Raw genomic sequence first — 20,134 nt, 5'->3', positions numbered from 1 at the left:
ACACTATGAGGGAGACACTATGACTGCGCCCACAATTGACGCAACATTGTTTCGAAATGCCCTTGGGACATTCCCAACAGGGGTAACCATCATGACCACGGCGCTAGGTGATGAGAAAATCGGCATGACCATATCCAGCTTTAATTCCGTATCGTTAACACCACCGTTGATCCTTTGGAGTATTGATAAACGCGCGCATTCATTGCCAGCGTTTATTGAAGCTAAGCATTTTGCCGTGCATGTACTTGCAGACGATCAACAACAATTATCGAACTTATTTGCTCGCCAAGGTGCCGACAAATTTGCGCAAACCACAACTGAAATGAGCGCTTATGGTGTGCCACTATTAACCCATTATTATGCTCGATTTCAATGCGAGCTTGAGCACCAATATCAAGGTGGCGACCATCTGATCATGGTTGGCAGAGTATTAGCTTTTGATGTTAAATCGAATAAAGAGCCCTTAGTATTCTACGCAGGGCGTTACGCGCAACTGACGAAAGAATTGGCTTAAGCAACTAAATAGGCAACTGGCTTATAAGAGGTACTCTATGAACTGGACAACATCCCTGGCTTGCGCTGCATCACTGTTTTGTGCATCAAGCTTTGCCGCCTCGTTAACCGTTGAAGTACACGGTTTAACATCCGATAAAGGTGATTTGGTGATCAACGTATACACATCAAAGAAAACATGGATGGAAGACAAACAACGTGACATTTTTCATCAGCACATCGTTACCTTGAAAAACGAAGTGACGGATGGCGTAATCACCACCAATTTAGACTTACCCGAAGGCGAATACGGATTGCATATTTTCCAAGACTGGGATCAAAACAAAGAAATGGATGCCAATTGGCTAGGGATCCCGCGTGAACCTGTTGCTACATCCAATAACGCTAAAGGCTCTATGGGGCCACCTCGTTATAAAGACGCAAAATTTACACTGACCAGTGATGGCGCCACACAAGTTGTCAATATCGTCGAAATTTAACTGCCCATTGTCGTTGCATTAGTACATCGCGTCGCAAAGAGCATGCTGTTTTGGCATGCACAACTTTGCCATGAATAGCAGATTACTCAACAACGTATGCACGTTATTCGCGCTTATCGCTAATTGGTAACGTTATATTATTGTTGCTCAATAAAGCTATCTAAGATGTCACTGGCAGAAGCAAACCACACATCCGTTCTGTTCGCTAACGCATGAAACACCTGCTCTAAATAACCAATGCGGTGCGGTTGACCGAGCAGCCATGGATGAATTTGGAGTGCCAAAATCCGCCCTCCCTGCTCACTCGCTTCCGTTGCCAACACGTCAGTGGCATCAAGTATTTGCTCAAGATAACTTTGTTCACTGTGTAAATTATTCATCAAAATATATTGATCACTAAGCTCAGTAGATAACGGCATCGACCACATATCACCACACTCGGTATGAAAGCGATAAGGCATATCATCGTTGACCCAATCACAGTGAAAGTCGATGCCATTTTGCTTCAATAATTCTGGGGTTTTTTCACTTTGATTTTTGGCGGGCGATACCCAGCCTCTTATCGCCTGGCCACTTAATTCTCGCAAAATAGACAGCGATTGCTGGACAAGTTCTGCTTCTGCTGCGTTATCTTGTCCACCATAATGTAGCGCGTCCATATGCCAACCATGACACATGATTTCATCGCCACGCTTAACCAACTGCTCCATAAGATATGGCGTTTGTTGTGCTAACGCTGTGCTGATTGCAAACGTCGGTTTAACATCATAACGATCGAACATATCTAAAAAGCGGTATATGCCAACCCGATTGCCATAATCTCGCAAGGTAAAGTGACGTAAATCGGGATAAGGCATTGTCATACCACCCGGTACCTTAAACGGAATGCCCCGTTGATTGAGCGGGTAAAATTGCAAACCTGCATTAACCCATACAGCAAGTTTTTTATTATCAGGCCACGTTACAGGGTTACGCTGTGCGAGCATCGACCAGGTATAACGCTCGTGATCCATACCGTAACGGCGCTTTGGGTATTGCATATAGTGTTTATCTAATGTCATCGCTTTAAACCTTTAGTACTGGCTACATACCCTTTTCATCCGGCGCCAAGGACACTGCATGACGTTCTTTGATATCTTGGCGCATCATATCGAAGTAATGGTCTCGATAGTATTGCGCAATGTCTCTGCCGGTTGTCACCCATACATCATCATGTGACGTAATATAATCAAGCGCTTCTTCAAATGCTTTTAAGCGATGTGGGCAACTTATTTGATAATTATGAGTGGGAATACACATGACCGTGCCCGATTGCTGCCCTTCGGCGTAAAGACGATCAAAATTATCTTTCAGCATTTGCCCATAACGACGAGGTTCAACCTTGTTGACGACAAACGCGATGGTGTCGTTCATCTCGAGTGAATAAGGAATCGACACAAAACGTTTATTTGAGCGCGTACGAATAGGCGTTGGCTGATCATCATGGAATAAGTCACAGGTATAAATTCCTGCTTGATCACCAAACAGTTCGCTACCCACTTCGGCAAACAAATCAATGGTCAACTCAGAATGCGATAGCGCGGGAGCCAAGTAACCAGCACACATTTGCCCGGTGTGCTGGTATATCGCTTCCATGGACTGTTTGATCATGTCGCGCTCTTGTTGTTCGCTCATACCGTAGGTATAACGGGTGTTGTATATACCATGGGAAAAAAACTCCCAATCTCGTTCGCTGCACATACTGATTATTTCGGGGTGATGATCACAAAGCGCCGTCGACAGTGAAATTGAGCCTCGAATACCGTATTTGTCGAGTAAACGCATTTGCCTGATGTGCCCTACCCGATTGCCATAATCTCGAATAGAGTAGCCTGCGATGGCTGGATACGGCTGTGGCCAAGCCACTCGGTGCGGATTAACGGGCGGGTCTAATTCATAAAACTCAATGTTAGGTGCTACCCAAAACGCGATGCGTGCTCCGTTGGGCCACGTTATTTTGGGTCTGTTGTGATAGGGCCAGTAATCATAATAACCCGGAGTCGCTTTCATATTGCCTACCTAATATTACCAACTTAGTATTGCCTACTGAGGGCTACCTACTTGCTGTTACCTGCTTAATACAGCCTTCGTAATGCTTACTCGCAGTGTTGCATTGCCAGCCAACTTAAAACATCATCAACCGATTCAACATCAGCGTATTTAAGCAATAAGTCGGTCAAATTTGCATAATGAAAACTCTCATGTTTATCGGCAACACATTGCTCGGGGACGATGGTACGATAACCTCGAGATAAACTGTCAACAGCCGTAGCTCGAATACAACCTGAGGTTGATCCCCCGGTGACAATAACCGTATCAACTTGATGCCACACCAATAACGACTGCAGTGCTGTTTCAAAAAACGCCGATGGCATCTTTTTCAAATATATGACATCGTTTTGATGGTCGATTTGTAAGCGTGGATCAAATTCGCTGCGATCCGAAGCAAATTTAATGTTTTGCAACGAATCTTCGGTGTTGGTGCGCGTTCCCCAAACGCCGGCATCTTCAGCAGAGTCCATGTAGGCGACGTGTGTCCAAACCACAGGCCAGCCTAGGCGACGAAATTCAGTGGCCAAAGCGTTGATATAATCCATTTGGTTTGGATCGGTTTGATACGCTGTTTTGTATAGTTCGACACTGGTATACGCTTTTTGTAAATCAATATTCACCAGTACAGCTTTACGGCCAAAACCAAATTTTTTTCGCTCCGGGTTGGCTCTTATTTCGTGATAAAGCTGTTTTGCCGTTTTCGAGGTTGTTTCCATAACAAGGCACCGTGTATCTCAGCAAACTTGATATTTGACATATTCTTATCACATTTGCGTTGTTAAGCTTATGTCCATTATTAATAACGACTCGTGGCAAGACAATCACGCAGATACTGCAGATGGACATTTGTCAATTTGCCTATCATGTAGTCATTAACAATGAATGAGTGTGGAGAATGAGTGTGGAAAGTAATCAGCCAAGCTGGCATGCTAATTGGGACGACATCTTATTAATGGATGAGCAGTTACACCAAGATGAGCGGATGATCCGCGATATGACCCGAGAATTTTGTCAATATACATTACAACCAGGTATTTTAAAGGCCAATCGCGATGAACATTTTGACCCTATGATATTGCGTCAGTTTGGAGAACTGGGCTTACTTGGTGCAACCATCGACGGTTATGGCTGTGCTGGTGCCTCTTACGTTTCCTACGGTTTAATTGCTCGTGAAGTTGAGCGCGTTGATTCAGGTTATCGTAGTGCGATGAGCGTACAGTCTTCACTTGTCATGCACCCCATTAATACCTGGGGCAGCAATGCACAAAAACAAAAGTATTTGCCAAAGCTCGCGAGCGGCGAATGGATCGGTTGCTTTGCGTTAACGGAGCCTAATGCAGGCTCAGATCCGGCGAGTATGTCCACACGCGCTCGTCAAGTAGATGGCGGCTATCGCATTACCGGCAATAAGTTGTGGATCACCAACTCCCCAATTGCTGATGTGTTTATTGTCTGGGCAAAATCTGACGCCCATGACAATCAAATTTGTGGTTTTATTCTAGAAAAAGGCATGCAAGGCCTCAGCGCCCCTAAAATTAATGGCAAGCTGTCGTTAAAAGCCTCCATCACCGGTGAAGTGGTGATGGATAACGTGTTTGTCCCTGAAGAAAACATGTTTCCAGACGTACGAGGCTTAAAGGGACCGTTTAGTTGCTTAAACATGGCACGTTTTGGCATTTCATGGGGAGTAATGGGGGCTGCGGAAGACTGCTGGCATCGCGCTCGTCAGTATGGCCTCGATAGAACACAGTTTGGCAAGCCATTGGCGCAAACTCAGCTATTTCAAAAAAAGCTCGCCGATATGCAAACCGAAATCACCCTAGGATTGCAAGCCTCGTTACGAGTCGGACGCTTGATTGAACAACAGCAATTTGAACCAGCAATGATTTCCTTAATTAAACGCAATAACTGTGGCAAAGCGCTTGATATCGCCCGTGTTGCTCGTGATATGCATGGTGCAAATGGCATTGCCGATGAGTTTCACGTGATGCGTCACATGATCAACTTAGAAACCGTTAATACCTACGAAGGTACGCATGATATTCATGCGTTAATTTTAGGCCGACAACAAACCGGGTTAGCTGCATTTGGTTAACGACAAGAGCGTAATAGCATTTGATTTTGCAATCAAAGTGAAACTGTAGCCTGCAAGCTATAACTATTGAGCAAAGGTCAATTAATCTTATTAATATCAATGAAATAGGTATGATTGATTGCTATATTGGCATTAGTATTTGATCATAACGGCCTTACTATGAGCTATAGCGATACTGTTCTCACCACCATTATTATCTATAAACTGGTTCTTATTGGTATTGGTTTATGGGCGAATAAGCGAACCCATAATACCGAAGACTACTTTATCGCTGGTCATCAATTGGGTCCTTGGGTTGCGGCAATTAGCTCAGCAGCGAGTGCTTCTTCGGCTTGGACCTTATTGGGCATGAGCGGTGCAGCCTACGTCATGGGGCTATCCGCCATATGGATTGTGCCTGCTGTCGTGTGTGGCTATCTATTCAACTGGCTTTGGCTGGCGCCAAGACTACAAGATCAAAACCAAAAGCACAAAGCCATCACCCTAACGGAATTTATTGCCAATAACATCACAGGCAACACTCGCCATATTATTGTCGTCTGCTCTTTTTGTATTGTGTTTGCTTTTACCTTCTATATCGCCGCACAATTTCAAGCCGCGGGGACCACGTTTGCAAGCACATTTGACATTTCCATGCCCGAAGCTGTTATCACCGGTACCGCAATCATTTTGTTTTATACCTTATTAGGCGGTTTTTGGGCAGTCAGTATTACCGATACCATGCAAGGTTTATTAATGGCACTGGCAGCTTTGATCGTGCCGGTTGCTGCGCTAATCACTGTCGGCGGCCCAAGCGAATTATGGCTGCAAATGCAAACCGCATTTAGCGAACAGCAGTTGTCGTTTTCCGGAGCCCATAGTGGTTTTATTGGTTTGGCATTTATTGCCGGGTTGTTGGCAATTGGTTTAGGTAATCCCGGACAACCTCATGTGGTCAACCGAATGATGGCGATCGGTGATAAAAAAGCTGTCCGTCAGGCCACAATAATCGCTGTCACTTGGGCAGCCATCGTCATCACTGGCATGCTGATTGTGGGCTGGTGCGCACGTGTGTTAATTGACCCCGTTAGCAATAACGAAGAAGCGTTACTGATTTTAACCAACCAATTATTTCCCCCCGTCATTGCGGGCGTTATTATCGCTGCAATCCTATCAGCTGTAATGTCAACCGCGGACAGCCAGCTACTGGTGAGCTCAGCGGCTGTTTGCTGTGACTTAACAACAGATAAGAAGCACAAGCAAAAACTCAACAACGCCCGCTGGACAGTGGTGTTTATGTGCTTACTATCGATGCTAATCGCCTTGTACGCACCTGAAGATATTTTTTCACGGGTATTATTCGCATGGAACGCACTCGGCGCCGCATTTGGTCCGATACTCATCATTATTTTGATTGGTCACAAAATAGATGCTCGCTACGCGCTTGCATCGATTAGCTGTGGTTTTGGCTTTGCTGTGGCGCTTAGCTATTTGCCATCAACGCCAGGGGACTACATCGAACGGACTGTACCGTTTCTGAGTGCGTTATTTATCGCATGGCTTGGCAGGCGTCGTTACGCTAAAGAGAAACAACGGTTAATAGGTACCGCAACCGATTCTCGTTTTTAGCTAAGTCATTAACGGCGCTAGGTAGTTTTAACTCACCTCGGCTCAAATGACATTAACATCTCAGATAAACCTCGCTTACAGATATCGAAATAAGTTGCTATTTCACGGTCAACTACTGGCCTTAAATTTTTGGTGCCACTCGTTAAATTCGAGGACATTAAGGCAAGGCTATGATAGAGTGAACAACTAATATGGCAGGTAAATAAGTACTGTTTTATAGAGATAAAATGAGTAACGATAAAGCAAATAACAATAACGACATTCAGCCAAGCATCGTGTGGCACGACTATGAGACTTGGGGTATTTCGCCAAAATACGATAAGCCGTCGCAGTTTGCGGCGATTCGTACTGACTTAGATTTAAATATTATCGGCGAGCCTGAGGTATTTTATTGCCAGCCACCTGCCGATTATCTTCCCAATCCGGGTGCCTGTTTAGTTACCGGTATTACGCCACAAAAAGCACAACGCGAAGGCTTACCTGAAGCTGAATTTGCCAAACGTATTCAGCAAATATTCACGGTCCCGAACACCTGTGTTGCAGGCTACAATTCAATTCGTTTTGATGATGAAGTGTCACGTTATTTGTTTTATCGTAACTTTTACGATCCTTACGCACGTGAATGGCAACATGGTAACAGTCGCTGGGATATAATCGACATGGCACGCATGTGTTATGCCCTAGCACCAGATGGAATTAATTGGCCAGCAGACGATGAAGGAAAAGTGAGCTTTCGTTTGGAGCTATTAACTGCCGCCAATGGGATCAGTCATGAAGCAGCCCACGATGCCATGAGTGATGTTTACGCCACCATCGCCTTTGCTAAGTTAATAAAAGAAAAGCAACCCAAATTATATAACTACGTATTTGCCATGCGCAGTAAGCAAAAAGTTGCTGAGCTTATCAATACCTATGAAATGACACCGTTTTTGCATACTTCAGGGCGTGTCAGTCGCGAACAACGCAATACCAGTTGGTTTATGCCTATCGACTTTGATCCGAGTAATAAAAATGCCGTGACCTGTATCGACTTATCAAAGGATATCTCGCCGCTGCTAGAACTTGATGCCGATACCATTAAGCAACGTTTATACACGCGCCATGATGAATTACGAGCCGAAGGCCTACTGCCAATTCCCATTAAACAAATTCACATTAATAAGTGCCCAGCGGTTGCCCCAGCAAAAGTGCTAACCCCTGAGAGAGCAGCGACCATTGGCATCGACCGTGAGGCTTGCTTAGCCAACTTTAAAGCGGTGAAAGAGCACGCAGTTGCGATTAAAGAAAAGTTAATCGATGTATTTACCCGCGACTACGACAAGTTAGCCAAAGACGATGCCGAACATGCCTTGTATTCTGGCGATTTTTTCTCGCCTGCGGACAAACATAAAATGGCGATGGTGCATGAACTTGCCCCTGAGCAATTAGCCACTCACCCGTTTAATTTTATCGACGAGCGCTTAGATACCCTATTATTTCGCTATCGAGCGCGTAACTATCCGTATACACTAGCAACCGATGAGCAGCATAAATGGCGGCAGTATTGCCAAAACAAACTGCAATATGGTGAAAACGGCTTAAGCCTTGATGAGTACATGATGAAGATTGAAAATCTAGCTCATGAACATGAGGCAGATGCCAACAAAATCGCCATATTAAAGGCGCTGTACTTGTACGTGCAAAACTAATTAGACAATACAAATGTCGGCGCCTTGGCTATAACCAGGCGCCATTATATAAGTTACTTATCTTTAAAGCGTGCGATTAAGCTTGATGTATCCCAACGGTTACCGCCTAGCTTTTGCACTTCTTCATAAAAACCATCAACCATTTCAGTCATCGGTAATTTGGCATCGTACTTTTTCGCTTCAGCAAAGGCGATCGCTAAATCTTTACGCATCCAATCAACCGCAAAACCAAAGTCATATTCACCGGCGTACATGGTTTTATAACGGTTTTCCATCTGCCAACTGCCTGCTGCACCTTTTGAGATGGTTTCAACCAGTTTGTCAGCGTCCAAGCCTGCACGTTGCGCAAAATTCAATGCTTCACTCAAGCCTTGCACCACACCTGCGATACATATTTGGTTGGCCATTTTGGCAATCTGACCGTTGCCAACGGGTCCTAGTAACTGACTGAATTTGGCATAAGCTTCCATCACAGGTTGCACCTTAGCAAATACATCTTCTGGGCCACCACACATTATGGTAAGTTGACCATTCTCGGCGCCCGCTTGACCACCAGAAACCGGGGCATCTATAAAATACTTACCTTGACGCTGCGCTTCTTGCGCAAGCTCTCGAGCTAATTCAGCTGAAGCCGTTGTATGATCAACTAAAATACCGCCTTCTTTTAGTCCTGATAGTATGCCGTCATCGCCATACACAACCTGACGAACATCATCATCGTTACCGACACAACAAAATACAATATCAGCACTTTTTGCTGCAAGCGCTGGCGTTGTTGCATACTCGCCAGCGTATTGATCAGCCCAACGCTTTGCTTTTTCTGTGGTACGGTTATACACCGTCACTTGATACCCTGAATTTTGTAAATGACCGGCCATTGGATAGCCCATAACACCCAAACCAATAAAGGCAACGTTTGTCATTTTTAACCCTTTTTTACTTTTAAATTAGAGGGTGCTAGTTTATATCAAGTAGATTAATTAACGCAAAGCAATGCACATCACATAGGCGCAAATTTATGACATCAATTTATGATTTTACGGTAACAGACAATAAAGGCGACGTGGTACCCATGGTGAGCTATAAAGATCAGGTTATGCTTATCGTTAACACTGCCAGCGCCTGTGGTTTTACACCACAATATCAGGGTTTGGAAACGCTCTATCAAAAATATAAAGATAAAGGCTTAGCAATTTTGGCTTTTCCTTGTAATCAGTTTGGTAAACAAGAACAAGGCTCTGACGATGAAATTCGCAACTTTTGCGATCTAAACTTTAACATTCATTTTGATCTGTTTAGTAAAGTGGATGTCAACGGTGATAATGCCGAACCATTATTTGATTATTTAACAAATAATGCCAAAGGTATCTTGGGTTCAAAGAAAATAAAATGGAATTTTACCAAGTTTTTGGTCGACAGCAACGGTAAGGTAACTAAGCGTTATGGCTCGATGACTAAGCCTGAAGATATTAGTAAAGATATTGAGCGCTTATTGTAATACCAAGTGCATTAAATAATGCGCTCATTTTGATGAGCTTGTACGTTGAGCAAAGTTATGCAAATAGCTTATTGTGTAAGGTTTCAACCACATGATGGCCATCTTGCTCATTGACTAAAAAACACAAATTATTGGCACTAGCACCATGACAGATCATTCTTACTGAAGTATCTTCTAGGTGATCAAAAATACTGCTACCCAATTGATTGGTACTTTGTAGATTATTACCAACAATTGCCACTAAACACAGGTCGTGCTCAACCGTGACATCACACAATTGTTCGAGTTCGGCCAATACTTGTTGATTGATCAATGCTTGGGTTGAGCCAACGGGATTATCAAACGTCATGGCAACCGAAATTTCGGAGGTGGTGATCAAATCAACACTTAATTGATGTTTTGCCAAAATCGCGAAAACCTCTGCCAAAAAGCCACTTGCATGTAACATCGCCGGACTTTTTACCGTAACTAACGTTTGCTCTTTGCGCATGGCAATGGCGCGATATCTCGGCTTTGATGTTACCTGTTGACGAATCTGGGTGCCTCCTGACTCTGGCTCTCTTGATGAGCCAACAAACACTGGGATATCGGAACGCATTGCTGGTATTAACGTTGCAGGGTGTAAAATTTTTGCACCAAAGGTCGCCATTTCCGCAGCTTCACCAAAACTGATTTCAGGGATCGCTCGAGCGCTACTGGCAATGCGCGGATCAGTGGTAAATATACCGACCACGTCAGTCCAAATTTGTAGATTATCTGCATTCAGTGCTTCTGCTAATAATGCCGCGGAATAATCAGAGCCACCCCGCCCTAACGTCGTCGTATAACCTAGCTGGTCTTCGCCAATAAAGCCTTGAGTAACAATAACATGATCACTCAGTAACGGTTGCAATAAACTCTGACAGCGATTTTTTAACTCATCAATGTTTACATTAGCCTGACCATACAGGCTGTCAGTGCGCATTACGCGACGCACGTCAAACATTTGCCCTGGTACATCAATCATGTGTAGTACTTCAGCAAATATCACCGAACTCATCCGCTCACCACAGGCTAAAATTGCGTCTGCATGGCGTACCGAGCGAGATATACTCTGTTCTGTAACTAACTTACTCAATTCATCAAGGATCAAATCAACCTGTTGGCGCACAACGCTAGCATCAGCTAGTTGAGTGATAATGCGCTGTTGAATTTGAGCAATAGTCTCGAGTATTTGTTGTTGCTGATTTGGTTCAAGTTGGTCGTTAGCTAAACGCACTAATTCATTGGTAACACCAGCGCTTGCCGAAACAACGACGACACGGGTATCAGGATTATTTTTGATAATTTTTGCACAACGCAACATAGCGTCAAAATCAGCGACGCTAGTACCACCAAATTTGGCAACATTGAGTCTGCTATTGAAACAGCTATTGGTTTCGGTATTTACCATTGGATATTCTCCCTATATTACCTATTCGTTATAAAGGTAAACAATCAAAGGAAGAGCATGACTGAACAGCTTGGATTAGGATCTCTACATCTTCAGCCAGAAGCTCTCCACCGTTCACCGGTGACAGTCATCAGGATTCAACCATAATGACCGAGTACAGGCCTCCCATCAGGCGCTATACCCTCGGCGTTAGTCCCCCTCGATAATTTTCTGTGGTTGATGGTACCTAGAATTATCTACCTGGCTAACGCAGCCTCTTCTGGTGTTAAATCAAAGCCTATCATCGCTATGACAGCGAGTAACTTGATATAAATATCAATAGGATCTGACACTTAACTCTCAGCATTAAAGCGTATCAAACGTTCTATTGCAACCACCATTTGAGTAAAAGTTCTACTAACTTAAATGCTCGGATGAGTTCGCGGTAAACAAAAGTGTCGGATCTTAGTTAATTTATACACGCCAAATTGAATTTTTACCTGAATAATATTTACCTTTGTTACTAATAACCATTAACTCCAGATGCAGATCAGGTATGCTATAACAAACAACAAGAGAGTAATAAACGTGGATACCTTTTTACTAAAAAAATTTATCGCCTTTTTTTTACAGCCTCAGATCATTGTTATCGTCGTATTGATCTTGGCCTTCATTGCGCGAAAAAAATATCACGTTCAGGCGAAAATCATATCCCTATGCGCCCTGTTAGCCCTATATTTATTGGCAACAAAACCTGTTAGTGAGCATTTAATCGAAACATTGGAGGGACAATACCCGGTATATCAACAGCAGGTTGAAAAGCTCGATTATATTGTAGTTCTGGGTTGCGGTCATAGCGCTGATAAGCGCCTAGCACATAGCCAGCAACTCAAAACCTGTTCCTTACAACGCATGGTGGAAGGGCTACGCATTGCCAATTTACATCCCGAAGCGACGATTGTTACCTCAGGTGCTGCAATGACTGATAATGTCACTAACGCACAAATGGTGAAAGATGCGCTTATTGAACTCGGTTATAGCGGCAATATTATCGCCATTGAACAAGCTAGGGATACCGAAGAAGAGGCGATTTATTTAACACCGCTACTTACTCATAAACAATTTGCCTTAGTAACAAATGCCAGCGATATACCAAGAGCGATGACATTTTTTCAACAACGAGGATTAGCTCCTATTGCCGCGCCAACCGGCTTTCGGGCCAAACACAGCGAACTGAATTGGCGCGTTATTGCCCCCCATGGCAAGCATTTCGAAACATCTGAGCTTTTCTTTTATGAATTTATCGGCCAAGTCTGGCAGCTCATTAAAATGATTTTTGCCGGACTGGCAAACTAATCCAGCCTACTTAAGCACCGTATTTTAAAGGCTTTTCCGCCATAATTCCCACTAAGTGATTATCTGGGTCGCGGATAAAGCCTAACCATAACTGATGATCGTCTAATGTCGCCGCCAGAGCGGGCTCACGCTCAATAACCACCTGTTTAGCGTTTAAGTTGATAAACATTTGCTCTATATCAGCGACTTTATAATAAATAACCGATGTGTGATGTTCGGCTTTATCACCCTGCAAAGTTGTGAGCATCAGGCGGATATCACCACATTGTAAAAATGATAAATGCTCGCCCACATCAAACAGTAATGGCAAACCTAAGACTTGTGTATAAAACTGCTTGCTACGTTTGAGGTTATCCGTTGTTATTGCAATCTGACCAATACCTTCTATTGCAGACACCGATGTTAACCTCCCTGTTGTAAGCTAAAGATTCGATCAACGATAGCACGTACGCCATTGCCACGCGATGGACTCAGATGTTGCAACAAGCCTAATTGCTGAAAATAACTTGATACATCATCAGTGCTCACCTGTGCAACGGGCTTGCCTTGAAACAGGCTGAAAATAACCACCATCAAGCCGCGAATTAAACGCGCATCGCTGTCGCCTCGATAATAATATTTTCCGTCATGCTGCTCTTGTTGTAGCCATGCCTTACTTTCACAACCAGAAATGAGTAAATCATCGTTACGAGCTGATTTATCGAGTCGCGGTAGTTGTTTAGACAGTAACATAATTTGCCGATGCCGTTGATCCCAACCTTTACACGTCTCAAACTGAGCAATGACTTGTTCTGCAGACGGTAAAGTGTTTAGGGCGTCTACTTGCTGTGGCGCCGATATCTGCTGTATTTCGTCAGCTATTGATACCTGTTGCTTAACCGCATGATTTTGCGATGTTGGCAATGTACTATTTTGGCTAATTTTAACGTTTTGCGAAGTGTCACCATTAGTCATTTCAATAATACATTGGCGCAAATGTGAGATAACGTAATCGACTTCCGCTTTGGTGTTATATGGTGCCAGCGACATGCGTACACTACCTTGCAGACCTAAACTAGCCAACAATGGCATCGCACAGTGATGCCCGGCGCGAACCGCGATATGATGACTATCAAGGTAACTAGCAACATCTTGATGATGCAGGCCATCAACAGTAAAGCTAAATAAGCCAATATCAGGGCAACCTTGAAACAATAATTTGACTTTGGGTATTGTGATAAGCTGCTGATATGCATAGTTTAATAAATCATTTTCCCAACTTGCTAGCGAAGATTGTGAAGACAATTCAGAAATCGCCGCATCCAAACCGATAACGCCAGCGATATTCGGTGTTCCTGCCTCGTATTTGTGCGGTAAGTCATTGATAATGGTTTCTTCAAAAGAGACATGCTTGATCATTTCACCACCATAGTGATAGGCAGGCATAGCTTCTAATAGTGCTTTTTTTCCGTAGAGCACACCAATTCCGGTGGGGGCATAAACCTTATGACCAGAAAACACAAAAAAATCGCAATCTAACGCTTGGACATCGATATTAAAATGGGCAATAGATTGCGCACCATCGATGATAACGTTTGCACCTACTCCCCGAGCAAGCCCGATAAGTGCGCTAATATCATTATATTTGCCCACTACGTTTGACACATGAGCAATCGCCAGAATTTTGCATCGGGAGGTGATAAGTCGGCGTCCTTGCTCAACATCGATTGTGCCGTTTGAGCTAAGTGGCAGCACCACTAAGTTGGCTTTTTTTCGTTTTGCTAATTGTTGCCAACAGACTAAATTAGCATGATGCTCTGCTGCCGAGATAACAATATCGTCGCCGGTCGACACTCGTTGCTCACCAATTGTTGCAGCTAATAAGTTAAGTGCTTCCGTAGTACCTTTGGTCCAAATGATCTCTTGCTGATACTTGGCGTTAATGAACGATCGTACTCGCTCTCTCGCCTGCTCATAACGTTCAGTTGCTATACTACTGAGTCGATGTGAACCGCGATGCACGTTCGCATTGTATTGCTTATAAAACTGGTCCATAGCCTCAATCACACTGGCGAATTTTTGTGTGGTGGCAGCATTATCAAAATACACCACATTCCGATTAGGATTGGATTCATCAAACAGCGGAAAACGCTTACGGAACTGCTCAACAGAAAAGTGCGACATAGAAAAGCTTAAAAACCTTGTTTTATCTTAGATAACACCGATTATAACGCAGAACACCAGCTTGATGACAATGTTTGTCAGCGCAATAGATAAAAATTTATTAAGCAAAATCAATATTTTTTGACTAAGCTAATAACTCTAAGCGAGCGGTAATTGCTTGGCCGATTCTCATAGTTAACTATGTCGATATAAGCCCGTTAACGATGAAATTGTGTGATGTTAAAACGTTTTATGTAACAACAATAAAGAGGGAAGAACATGACATTGTTCTCTTGGTTTGAAAATAACCAGCAAGAGGAATCGACGTTTACCCTGAGAGGCAAAAGTAGTACATTGACTTATAATAACAAAACAGTGTGGCCAGTTGCTCGAGTTAAACTTAATTCTTCATCTATTAATAACAACTTCGAAGATGACACAACAGCAGTACCCAAATCGATGAAGCTGATAAAATAATAAAAATAGTCGCATCAGCGACTATTTTTTTGCCTGCCACCTGTAGCCCTATTATTGAAATTGATTAATCAACTGCGTTGGCATTGATATTAGATAGCCTTACTTCGATAGCCGAGTTCTTTTGTTGACGAGCTAAGAAATGTTGATAACTTGGCATTAAATATCGCGTCGGTGCTAACTTAAATAATGCAAGGTAATCTGCAGGAAATAACGTTTCGTAATATTCCATTTTACTGTACGAATACACTGGCTTGTATGCTTGCAAGGCATTATTACTATGATCACAAGTACGTGCTGGATACAAGCCTACATGCACCCGATAGTCTAACGGTGTTCCTAAGCGAAATCCTTGCGCCGTGTTCATACCTATCGGCGTAGTCGGTAAAATCAACGATGACCATTGAACATGCTCTTTAAGCCACTGACGAGCCTCTTGCTCATTTGTAAAATAACGCTTAGTGGTAACAACAATATTATGCGATGGTGAGCCTGCGCGGTCACACGCACCATGCAACTCAGGTAATGGGTACTCGTCGATAAAACCCAGTAAATGCCAGAGTTCATGTTCAAACACATCTAACGTATCGTGTTGATCGATAAATATCATGCCATTATTGACATTCGCGATGCCTTGCGTTGCCAACACACCAACGTAGCGTACATTGTTTGCTATTTTAGCAATCGCAATTTGATTAAATGAACATGTCAATCGAGTGCTTGCGTCATTTGTGCACTGTAAGTTCTGCTTGGCAATATACTTCGGTGTTAAAAAACAGAAATACTGACTCAAAGCCGGTTGTTTTTCTAATTGTTTAATATGCTCATCGATCTTTTGCAAATGGCCAAGCGTAGTTGCAAAAAACTGGACCGGATACGGGCAATACACCTTTTCTTCGCGAGTATTAGCCGTCTTAATTATATGATAGCGTTGCAGTTCGGTTAATCTTTGCTTATTGAGATATTTTGATGACTCACTCAGAAGCTTTGTTATCCGCTCAGTTGAGCCTGAGGCAATTACATAATCTAGAGCAAGCTCAAACTTTGTTTCATCATCTAAGGGTTGCAGTAGCTTAAGCGCGGCGACATAACTACCGCGCGTTGCAAGTTGTTGAGCTTGGTCAATAACCGCAGGTTTAAACCCCATTGCTAAAGCACGGTTCTTAAAATACGCGCTATTGCGAACATTGTGAGCCTGATAATAGTGATGTAGCTGCCAAGCAAAATCGGCGTCTGTTCGCGCTAATTTTTTTGCTAATGCTAACCATGTTCGACTACCAGTCTTATGGTTTTCAATATCGACACGCAGTGCTTCAGTTACATCATGTTTTATTGCTAATTCCAGTTGAGCCGACGAATAGCCCTTTGCTGCAATCTTTTTTGATAGCAAGTCATATAAAGAAAAAGAGCTCGCCGATAACAGCAAGCTCAAGCAAAAAATAAATAAAAATCTTAACAAAAACATACCTATTAAGGCGTCATTTCCTTTTCATGCAACGCCAATTCTAATTCGGCAAAACGATATTCAACAAATTCATAAACGTTCGTTGTCAACGCTAAGCGAAAATAATCTTGTGAGGTTTCTATATTACCTTGATATTGGTGGTACTTGCCAAGATAAAAGTACGCTTCACATAAGCGGTCTAATAACTGATTGTGATCGCTAACGCCTACTGAGATTGTCGATAAGAACTGCTGTTGGTTAATATCTTCCAGCAATAAGGCTAAAATATTATTTGCCCAGTTATCGTGCTGTAGCTGTTTAAAATGCTCACGTAACGACTGCTTGGCTTTAACGGGATCAATATCTCGCTCAACAAGATATAGCCACGCTATTCTGTATGGGTCTTGTTGTTCATCAAGCTGAAATCGTTGCAAGTCGGCGAGCGCCTGTTCAGGTCGGCGACCGTAATACAAAGCAATACCACGATTAAGATAAGCATAATCATGATCTGGATCTAACTCAATTGCCGTATCAAACGCATCATAGGCTTGCAGGAACTGTTGCCTCTGCGTAAAGTTTATCCCAAGAAAGTTGTAGCCATCGACTAAGTCAGGTTGGAGTTTAAGTGCTCGCTGGAAGTCGTAGTGAGCTAATGAGCGAAGGCCAACGCTGTCATAAACAACGCCTCGATCATACATCAGTTTTGCTCGTTGCTCTTCGGTTATCTCGGCGCGCGTTAAAATTTCGGTCAACCGAGCAATAGCTAACTCACTTTGTGCACTAACCAGTCTCGGTTTGGTAATAAGTACTTGAGCTTGTGACGACGCGGGTTGTGTTAATGAAGAATCAGGTGTGTTATTGCAGCCTTGTATAGCTACAGCGAATATAGCAATCGGAAATAAACGAAGAAGTTTCACAGATGTCCCTAACATATTGATATAAATAGCTCATTATTGCCTAAGTATATCGCAGCAGCATGCAAACACAAAAATAAAGGTCATTGAAATAACTGACGATAACCTCGTAACTATCCGTCATTACACAATGTATCATGGTTGTGGGAAATAAATAGATAATAAAAAAGCCGGCATTGCCGGCTTTTTTATTACAATGAATCGATATTACTCAGCTGAATCGCCTTTGATATCGGCTTCTTTCATGCTTAAACGAACACGGCCTTGACGGTCAACTTCAAGCACTTTAACAGTTACTTCTTGACCTTCAGATAGGTGATCAGTCACATTATTTACACGCTCTTCTGAGATTTGTGAAATATGAACTAAGCCATCTTTACCTGGTAATACGTTAACAAACGCACCAAAATCAACGATACGAACAACTTTACCAGTGTAGGTCTTGCCTACTTCGATTTCAGCTGTAATTGCTTCAATGCGAGCGATAGCATCTTGTGCTTGCTCACCACTTGTAGCTGCGATCTTAACTGTACCATCGTCTTCAATTTCGATGGTTGTGCCGGTTTCTTCCGTTAACTGACGAATCGTTGCACCGCCTTTACCAATCACGTCGCGGATCTTATCAGCGCTGATCTTCATGGTGTGGATACGTGGTGCAAAATCAGAGATATCATCACGCGCTTCGCTGATCGCTTGATCCATAACTCCTAGGATATGAATACGTGCGCCTTTTGCTTGGTTAAGCGCGATTTGCATGATCTCTTGGGTAATACCTTCGATCTTAATATCCATTTGTAGCGCAGTGATACCGTTGCTTGTACCGGCCACTTTAAAGTCCATATCACCTAAGTGATCTTCATCACCTAAAATGTCAGAAAGAACAACAAAGTTTTCGCCTTCTTTAACAAGACCCATTGCGATACCAGCAACTGAATCTTTAATTGGTACACCGGCATCCATCAATGCTAATGACGTACCACATACAGAAGCCATTGATGATGAACCATTTGATTCTGTGATTTCAGAAACCACGCGAACCGAGTATGGGAACTCGTCAATGCTTGGCATTACCGCTAAAATACCACGCTTAGCTAAACGACCGTGACCAATCTCACGACGCTTTGGTGAGCCAATGAAACCAGTTTCACCAACACAGAACGGAGGGAAGTTGTAATGCAACATGAAGTGATCAGTTTGTTCACCTAAGATGGTTTCAACACGTTGTGCATCGCGCTGAGTACCTAACGTTGCTGTTACTAACGCTTGCGTTTCACCACGTGTAAATACCGCTGAACCGTGAGTACGCGGAAGAACACCAGTCATCACGTCAAGTGCACGAACCATTTCCGGATCACGACCGTCAATACGAGGCGCGCCTTGAGTGATGCGTTCACGTACAATTTTCTTCTCAAGATCGTGAACAAGGTCTTTTACTTCACGCTCGTCTAGTTCTTCACCTTCAGCTAACTCAGTAGCAAGTTGCTCACAAACGCGTGTTTTGATCTCGCCAATCGCGTCGTAGCGTTTCGCTTTTTCAGTGATTTGGTATGCGTCAGTGATATCTGCCGACGCTAATTCAGCAATTTTTGCTACTAGCGCTTCATTTTTAGCAGGTGCAGTCCACTCCCATGCAGGAGTATTTACTTCTGCTGCGAATTCTTTAATCGCATTGATGGCAGCTTGTGATTGCTCATGGCCGTATACCACAGCACCTAGCATAACGTCTTCAGATAAAACATCTGCTTCAGATTCAACCATCAATACCGCTGATTCAGTACCTGCAACCACTAAGTCAAGTTTACTTTGAGCTAGCTCAGACTGTAGCGGGTTAAGTACGTATTGACCATCAACATAACCAACACGTGCAGCACCGACAGGACCACTAAACGGAATACCTGAAATCGCTAACGCTGCTGAAGTACCTAGTAGAGAAATAATGTCAGGTGCAATTTCTGGGTTTGCAGAAACAACCGTAACAATTACTTGAACTTCGTTAGTAAAACCTTCTGGGAACAGAGGGCGGATTGGACGGTCAATCAAACGAGCCGTTAGTGTTTCTTCTTCTGAAGGACGACCTTCACGCTTGAAGAAACCACCCGGGATTTTACCCGCGGCGTATGTTTTTTCTTGGTAGTTTACTGTTAGTGGGAAAAAGTCTTGGCCTGGTACCGCTTCTTTTTTACCTACAACAGTAACTAGTACGCAGGTATCATCCATTGATGCCATAACAGCTGCAGTTGCTTGACGAGCAATAACACCTGTTTCTAGTGTTACTTTATGCTGTCCGAATTCAAAAGTTTTCGTGATCGGAGTCATTGATTTTCCTTATTTTATAGAGCCCTTGCTCTAACATTTTTTCATATATAATTTCGCGGTTAATTATACGCAAATCACTTGCGATTGCTACCGATAAAGCAAAAC

General features: G+C 43.2%; 17 protein-coding genes and 1 riboswitch. Of the genes, 7 read left to right on the top strand and 10 right to left on the bottom strand.

Annotation, left to right across the window (positions count from 1 at the left end):
* Positions 1-19: 19 nt before the first annotated feature.
* Together ACAX20_RS06495 and ACAX20_RS06490 are read left to right on the top strand one after the other, a co-directional pair.
* Positions 20-514 (top strand): flavin reductase family protein, encoded by a 495-nt coding sequence (locus tag ACAX20_RS06495; RefSeq protein ID WP_371189343.1) that lies wholly within the window; start codon positions 20-22, stop codon positions 512-514.
* Positions 515-551: 37 nt separating this feature from the next.
* A complete protein-coding gene (locus ACAX20_RS06490; RefSeq protein ID WP_371189341.1) occupies positions 552-992 on the top strand; it encodes a DUF2141 domain-containing protein in 441 nt (146 codons plus the stop codon).
* Positions 993-1,129: 137 nt separating this feature from the next.
* Here the strand turns inward: ACAX20_RS06490 and ACAX20_RS06485 are convergent, their stop codons facing one another.
* From ACAX20_RS06485 to ACAX20_RS06475, 3 genes are all read right to left on the bottom strand, one after another.
* Positions 1,130-2,053, bottom strand: coding sequence for a polysaccharide deacetylase family protein (locus ACAX20_RS06485; protein WP_371189340.1), 924 nt, complete (start codon positions 2,051-2,053; stop codon positions 1,130-1,132).
* 22 nt (positions 2,054-2,075) lie between these two features.
* Positions 2,076-3,041 carry a polysaccharide deacetylase family protein gene (locus tag ACAX20_RS06480; protein WP_371189339.1) on the bottom strand — a complete coding sequence of 322 codons (966 nt, stop codon included), beginning with the start codon at positions 3,039-3,041 and terminating at the stop codon, positions 2,076-2,078.
* A gap of 86 nt (positions 3,042-3,127) precedes the next feature.
* Positions 3,128-3,799, bottom strand: a complete 672-nt coding sequence (locus ACAX20_RS06475; protein WP_371189338.1) for an isochorismatase family protein — start codon at positions 3,797-3,799, stop codon at positions 3,128-3,130.
* 236 nt (positions 3,800-4,035) lie between these two features.
* Between ACAX20_RS06475 and ACAX20_RS06470 the strand changes: the two genes are divergently transcribed.
* The 3 genes from ACAX20_RS06470 to sbcB all read left to right on the top strand — a co-directional run bounded on the left by ACAX20_RS06470 (position 4,036) and on the right by sbcB (position 8,474).
* Positions 4,036-5,178, top strand: a complete 1,143-nt coding sequence (locus ACAX20_RS06470; RefSeq protein ID WP_371189597.1) for an acyl-CoA dehydrogenase — start codon at positions 4,036-4,038, stop codon at positions 5,176-5,178.
* Between the two features lie 159 nt (positions 5,179-5,337).
* Complete coding sequence (locus tag ACAX20_RS06465) at positions 5,338-6,786, top strand: sodium/proline symporter (RefSeq protein WP_371189336.1); 1,449 nt, start codon at positions 5,338-5,340, stop codon at positions 6,784-6,786.
* A gap of 227 nt (positions 6,787-7,013) precedes the next feature.
* Complete coding sequence (gene sbcB, locus ACAX20_RS06460; RefSeq protein ID WP_371189335.1) at positions 7,014-8,474, top strand: exodeoxyribonuclease I; 1,461 nt, start codon at positions 7,014-7,016, stop codon at positions 8,472-8,474.
* 53 nt (positions 8,475-8,527) lie between these two features.
* Here the strand turns inward: sbcB and ACAX20_RS06455 are convergent, their stop codons facing one another.
* Entirely contained in the window at positions 8,528-9,397 is an 870-nt protein-coding gene (locus ACAX20_RS06455) for an NAD(P)-dependent oxidoreductase (RefSeq protein WP_371189334.1), read from the bottom strand.
* Between the two features lie 95 nt (positions 9,398-9,492).
* Between ACAX20_RS06455 and ACAX20_RS06450 the strand changes: the two genes are divergently transcribed.
* Positions 9,493-9,972: a glutathione peroxidase gene (locus tag ACAX20_RS06450; RefSeq protein ID WP_371189333.1), complete on the top strand. Its 480-nt coding sequence runs from the start codon at positions 9,493-9,495 to the stop codon at positions 9,970-9,972.
* A 55-nt stretch (positions 9,973-10,027) separates the two neighbouring features.
* On the opposite strand, the gene lysC is transcribed toward ACAX20_RS06450, so the two are convergent.
* Positions 10,028-11,404 carry a lysine-sensitive aspartokinase 3 gene (lysC, locus tag ACAX20_RS06445; protein WP_371189331.1) on the bottom strand — a complete coding sequence of 459 codons (1,377 nt, stop codon included), beginning with the start codon at positions 11,402-11,404 and terminating at the stop codon, positions 10,028-10,030.
* Between the two features lie 92 nt (positions 11,405-11,496).
* A riboswitch (Lysine riboswitch) is annotated at positions 11,497-11,671 on the bottom strand.
* Between the two features lie 300 nt (positions 11,672-11,971).
* Between lysC and ACAX20_RS06440 the strand changes: the two genes are divergently transcribed.
* Positions 11,972-12,739, top strand: coding sequence for an ElyC/SanA/YdcF family protein (locus tag ACAX20_RS06440; RefSeq protein ID WP_371189330.1), 768 nt, complete (start codon positions 11,972-11,974; stop codon positions 12,737-12,739).
* A gap of 10 nt (positions 12,740-12,749) precedes the next feature.
* Here ACAX20_RS06440 and ACAX20_RS06435 read toward each other — a convergent pair whose 3' ends face one another.
* The 5 genes from ACAX20_RS06435 to pnp all read right to left on the bottom strand — a co-directional run bounded on the left by ACAX20_RS06435 (position 12,750) and on the right by pnp (position 20,029).
* On the bottom strand, positions 12,750-13,136 hold the full coding sequence (locus ACAX20_RS06435; protein ID WP_371189329.1) for a VOC family protein: 387 nt from the start codon (positions 13,134-13,136) through the stop codon (positions 12,750-12,752).
* A gap of 5 nt (positions 13,137-13,141) precedes the next feature.
* Positions 13,142-14,902, bottom strand: coding sequence for a SufS family cysteine desulfurase (locus ACAX20_RS06430; RefSeq protein ID WP_371189327.1), 1,761 nt, complete (start codon positions 14,900-14,902; stop codon positions 13,142-13,144).
* Positions 14,903-15,422: 520 nt separating this feature from the next.
* A complete protein-coding gene (locus tag ACAX20_RS06425) occupies positions 15,423-16,814 on the bottom strand; it encodes a hypothetical protein (RefSeq protein WP_371189326.1) in 1,392 nt (463 codons plus the stop codon).
* An 11-nt stretch (positions 16,815-16,825) separates the two neighbouring features.
* Positions 16,826-17,716, bottom strand: a complete 891-nt coding sequence (nlpI, locus tag ACAX20_RS06420; RefSeq protein WP_371189324.1) for a lipoprotein NlpI — start codon at positions 17,714-17,716, stop codon at positions 16,826-16,828.
* A gap of 204 nt (positions 17,717-17,920) precedes the next feature.
* A complete protein-coding gene (pnp, locus tag ACAX20_RS06415; RefSeq protein WP_371189323.1) occupies positions 17,921-20,029 on the bottom strand; it encodes a polyribonucleotide nucleotidyltransferase in 2,109 nt (702 codons plus the stop codon).
* Between the last annotated feature and the right edge of the window lie 105 nt (positions 20,030-20,134).

This window comes from Thalassotalea sp. Sam97, from assembly GCF_041379765.1.
GTDB classification, from domain to species: Bacteria; Pseudomonadota; Gammaproteobacteria; order Enterobacterales; family Alteromonadaceae; genus Thalassotalea_A; species Thalassotalea_A maritima.
This window is presented reverse-complemented; position numbering and strand designations above follow the sequence as displayed.

Excerpts from the sequence above, each read along its gene's own strand:
- ACAX20_RS06495 (WP_371189343.1), top strand. The coding sequence starts at position 20 with ATGACTGCGCCCACAATTGACGCAACATTGTTTCGAAATGCCCTTGGG.
- ACAX20_RS06490 (WP_371189341.1), top strand. The coding sequence starts at position 552 with ATGAACTGGACAACATCCCTGGCTTGCGCTGCATCACTGTTTTGTGCA.
- ACAX20_RS06485 (WP_371189340.1), bottom strand. The coding sequence starts at position 2,053 with ATGACATTAGATAAACACTATATGCAATACCCAAAGCGCCGTTACGGT.
- ACAX20_RS06480 (WP_371189339.1), bottom strand. The coding sequence starts at position 3,041 with ATGAAAGCGACTCCGGGTTATTATGATTACTGGCCCTATCACAACAGA.
- ACAX20_RS06475 (WP_371189338.1), bottom strand. The coding sequence starts at position 3,799 with ATGGAAACAACCTCGAAAACGGCAAAACAGCTTTATCACGAAATAAGA.
- ACAX20_RS06470 (WP_371189597.1), top strand. The coding sequence starts at position 4,036 with ATGGATGAGCAGTTACACCAAGATGAGCGGATGATCCGCGATATGACC.
- ACAX20_RS06465 (WP_371189336.1), top strand. The coding sequence starts at position 5,338 with ATGAGCTATAGCGATACTGTTCTCACCACCATTATTATCTATAAACTG.
- sbcB (WP_371189335.1), top strand. The coding sequence starts at position 7,014 with ATGAGTAACGATAAAGCAAATAACAATAACGACATTCAGCCAAGCATC.
- ACAX20_RS06455 (WP_371189334.1), bottom strand. The coding sequence starts at position 9,397 with ATGACAAACGTTGCCTTTATTGGTTTGGGTGTTATGGGCTATCCAATG.
- ACAX20_RS06450 (WP_371189333.1), top strand. The coding sequence starts at position 9,493 with ATGACATCAATTTATGATTTTACGGTAACAGACAATAAAGGCGACGTG.
- lysC (WP_371189331.1), bottom strand. The coding sequence starts at position 11,404 with ATGGTAAATACCGAAACCAATAGCTGTTTCAATAGCAGACTCAATGTT.
- ACAX20_RS06430 (WP_371189327.1), bottom strand. The coding sequence starts at position 14,902 with ATGTCGCACTTTTCTGTTGAGCAGTTCCGTAAGCGTTTTCCGCTGTTT.
- pnp (WP_371189323.1), bottom strand. The coding sequence starts at position 20,029 with ATGACTCCGATCACGAAAACTTTTGAATTCGGACAGCATAAAGTAACA.